We start from the raw sequence: 3,388 nt of genomic DNA, 5'->3' as shown, positions 1-3,388 counted from the left end.
TCGAAGAGGATCAGGTTTCAGGCAGCAAGAAATATACCTATCGTAAGCTGGGACCGGACCACTACCGGCACGCAACTAACTATTTCTGGCTGGCCTGTCAGGACCCGAAGGTCGTGGCCGACAACAGGCCGGATAAGGTGCGGGGCAGAAAGACTAGCCAGGCCGCTGAATGGAGTCCTTTTGATAATTAGACAGATCACACACGACGACATACCAAAGCTCATCGAGATAGGTCTCATGTGCCATCAGGAGAGCGAGTACAACATCATGTCATTCAGCGCCAATAAGTGTATTGCCCTGTGTGAGCGCATCATCTCAGAGCCACAAATGCTCGGCATGGTGACGGTCAAGGACAATGAGACCACGGGCGTGCTCGTTGCCGCAGCGATCCCAGCATATTTCTCGGATGAGATCAATGCAAGCGACCTGCTTGTCTATGTGCCACCTGAATACAGGGGGACGCGGGCATTTTATCTGCTGTGTCTGTCCTATATCGGCTGGGCGCGGACAAAAGGCGCGAGATTGATATTCCTCCGCAATACCACAGGCATTGAAGCCGACAAGGTGGGGCGCCTGTATGAGCGTATGGGATTCAGTCGGGTGGGGGGAATTTATAGGATGGAGGCATAGCATGTGTGATGTAGCATCAATATTCAGTTCACCTAAGACACCGGATATTATCACGCCGCCGCCGACACCAAAGAGTTCGGATACAGACGTAGAGGCGGCAGCGCAGAAGGAAAGAGAGTTGTCACGCAAGAGAAAGAACCGGAAGGCGACGATTTTAACGCAACTGGCAACGGATAGCGACGGCAATAAAACGCTGTTAGGTATGTAAAACAAAGGAGGAACGGGCAAATGAAAAAGTTTCTGCATGGATTACTGGTAATGTTTTTATGCGCGACCCTTTTCACGGGGGTTGCAACGGGGACAACCATCACGGATGACATGACCTTTGAAGGTCCCGTAACGTTCAAGGGGGCAATCGACCAGAGCGGGGCGAATATGTCAGTCACGCCGGCCGCTACAGGATACCTTAATATCCTGACAGGCAACCTCAAGGTGGGCAACGGCACGCCTACGACTACCCTCAACGGTGAGGATGCCTATGTAGAGGGCACATTCGAGGTTGATGGCGTACCGCGATTTGACGCGACCACTATGATACTGAGGGGCGTTACCTATACGTTGCCTGCTGCCGATGGTGGAGCAGGAGAAGCGCTTACCACAGACGGCGCCGGTACATGGTCATGGGCTGCCGCGGGTGGTGTCACCCTGGACGGCGCGTATGATTACGGTGGGGCCGGTGTGGGGCGGGCCATTACCGTTGATAGCGGCGCTGTGGCGCTCACAAACAACGCGGCGAACAACAACGGGATACTCACAATCAATAAATCCCCCGTAGGTGCTCAGTCCGGCGACGGCATTGTCGTTACAATGGGAGCACAGGCAAGCGGTGCGGGCATATCATTCGCCAACACAGGCTCAGGAAATGACATTACTGGTACGGGCGGTTTATGGGGCATCACCAAGGCGGGCGTTGCTACATTCTCATCGCTCGCGGGCCTTACTTCCGGTGTTACCATCAACGGCGGGACCATCAACCTCAATGTCGATTCAAATAATGCCACGAACGTCAATACTGGCACATCCACGGGAACCGTATCGATCGGCGGCGGCACGAACAGCGTAGGGATTAACTCCTCGGCGTGGGATATTACCACAGGCGGGGCGATATCAGGTGTTACCACTATCGGCATGAGCGGAGATCTTACCCTTTCGGCAGGCGATATACTCCTTGCAAACGGCAAGGCCGTGAAGGGGTCTACCACAACCGCAGAGACCATCAAAATACAGGCGTATGACGTTGACAATACGACCTATCGCGATGCAATAACCCTGACCAACGGCAACACGGTAGGCATAGCCATCGGCTCAAACAATGAGACCGTGGCGGTCAACTCAGCTGACTGGGACATTTCTGCAACCGGAGCCATGACAGGCATAGGCGCGATCACCATGGATGGCCTTCTGACGGGTACTCTTGGAGCAACCATCACGGGGGCGACAGTTAATCTCAATGCCTCCTCAAACTTTGCCGTCAACATCGGGACAGGAACAACCACGGGCACGGTAACCATCGGTGGAGCGGCAAACCAGCAGATTGATGTGGGGAACGGGGCAGCAGTAAAGGCCGTAAATGTAGGTTCCAGCAATACCACGTCGACAACGACCATTTTATCAGGTTCCGGGGCAATCAACCTGAACGCCTCGAATAACCAGCCTACGAATATCAACAGCGGGACATCGACCGGGACGGTAACGATAGGCAATGCCACGGGCCCCGCAGTCGTTACAGAGGTAGGCACGTACACGGTAAACCATGATGCCGCAACAATGACCACAGGCATCGGCACGGGCACTACAACCGGCACGGTAACGGTAGGCGGAGCAGGTGCACAGACTATCAACGTAGGCAATGGAGCAGCCGCTAAGACAGTGGCTTTAGGCTCCTCGAATACAACCAGCACGACCACGATCCTTTCAGGCTCCGGTGGTGCGAATATCAACGTAGACAACAACCAGCCGACAAACCTGAATACAGGTACTTCTTCGGGTACTCTCTCCCTCGGTGGCGCAACTGCAATAGTAACAGTAGGCGGGACGATATCGGGCGGATCACCCTTTGTTTTTGAAGGTGCAACTGCGAACGATCACGAGCTGACCCTTGCCGTAGCAGACCCGACAGCCGACGTAACAATAACCCTCCCGGACTATACCGGAGGCGTACCGCTGGCAGTCGCACAGGGTTCGACACAGACCTCACAGGCGGGGGCAGGAACAGCCGACGTAACAGGTTCAAGCCTGTCTATGGCTTCAGGATGGTTCAGCGCGGGCAAGACCCTGAAATACACGATTACAGGGACAAAGACAGGCGCAAACGCGGCAATGATCGTTCACCTCTATCTGCTTGATGCAACGGTAATAAGCCTTACCGCTTCGGATGCAGCGGCCGGCGACTGGGTAGCAGAGATCATAGTCCATGAGTATACCGACACGGCGCACCAGAAGATCACGGGCAAGCTCTTTGTGAATGGCAAGGTGGGCGTTGTTGACTATGCCGCAGCGACAAAAGATATGGCGACAGGGGCAACGACAATCAAAGCACAGATCCAGTCACAGAATGCAGGCGACACCGTAACGGCTGAATATGTGCAGATCGACCATTGGGTAAAATAGGGGGCTGATGTGCCTGTAGAACAGGACAATAAGCTCGTAAAGCTCATAACGGGCAGGCAGTCAAAGCTCGAAAGCGAGAAGACCAATTTCATGGACCGCCTGCAAGATGTTGCCGATTTGGTAGCCCCTCATCTTGAGGACGTGAGGG

4 protein-coding genes are annotated in these 3,388 nt (G+C 54.4%); all 4 read left to right on the top strand.

Annotation, left to right across the window (positions count from 1 at the left end):
• On the top strand, window positions 1–191 hold a 191-nt coding region (locus WC359_15235), incomplete at its 5' end, for a hypothetical protein (protein MFA5401804.1).
• Complete coding sequence (locus WC359_15230; GenBank protein MFA5401803.1) at window positions 181–630, top strand: GNAT family N-acetyltransferase; 450 nt, start codon at window positions 181–183, stop codon at window positions 628–630. The genes WC359_15235 and WC359_15230, both read left to right, overlap by 11 nt.
• Before the next feature lies 1 nt (window position 631).
• A complete protein-coding gene (locus WC359_15225) occupies window positions 632–838 on the top strand; it encodes a hypothetical protein (GenBank protein ID MFA5401802.1) in 207 nt (68 codons plus the stop codon).
• 20 nt (window positions 839–858) lie between these two features.
• Complete coding sequence (locus tag WC359_15220; protein ID MFA5401801.1) at window positions 859–3,240, top strand: hypothetical protein; 2,382 nt, start codon at window positions 859–861, stop codon at window positions 3,238–3,240.
• Window positions 3,241–3,388 lie beyond the last annotated feature (148 nt).

Source organism: Dehalococcoidia bacterium (genome assembly GCA_041653995.1).
Taxonomy (GTDB): Bacteria; Chloroflexota; Dehalococcoidia; order GIF9; family UBA5629; genus CAIMUM01.
Note: the sequence above shows the minus strand (reverse complement) of the source record. Positions and strands in the feature narration are given on the sequence as shown.

Excerpts from the sequence above, each read along its gene's own strand:
- WC359_15220 (MFA5401801.1), top strand. The coding sequence starts at position 859 with ATGAAAAAGTTTCTGCATGGATTACTGGTAATGTTTTTATGCGCGACC.
- WC359_15225 (MFA5401802.1), top strand. The coding sequence starts at position 632 with ATGTGTGATGTAGCATCAATATTCAGTTCACCTAAGACACCGGATATT.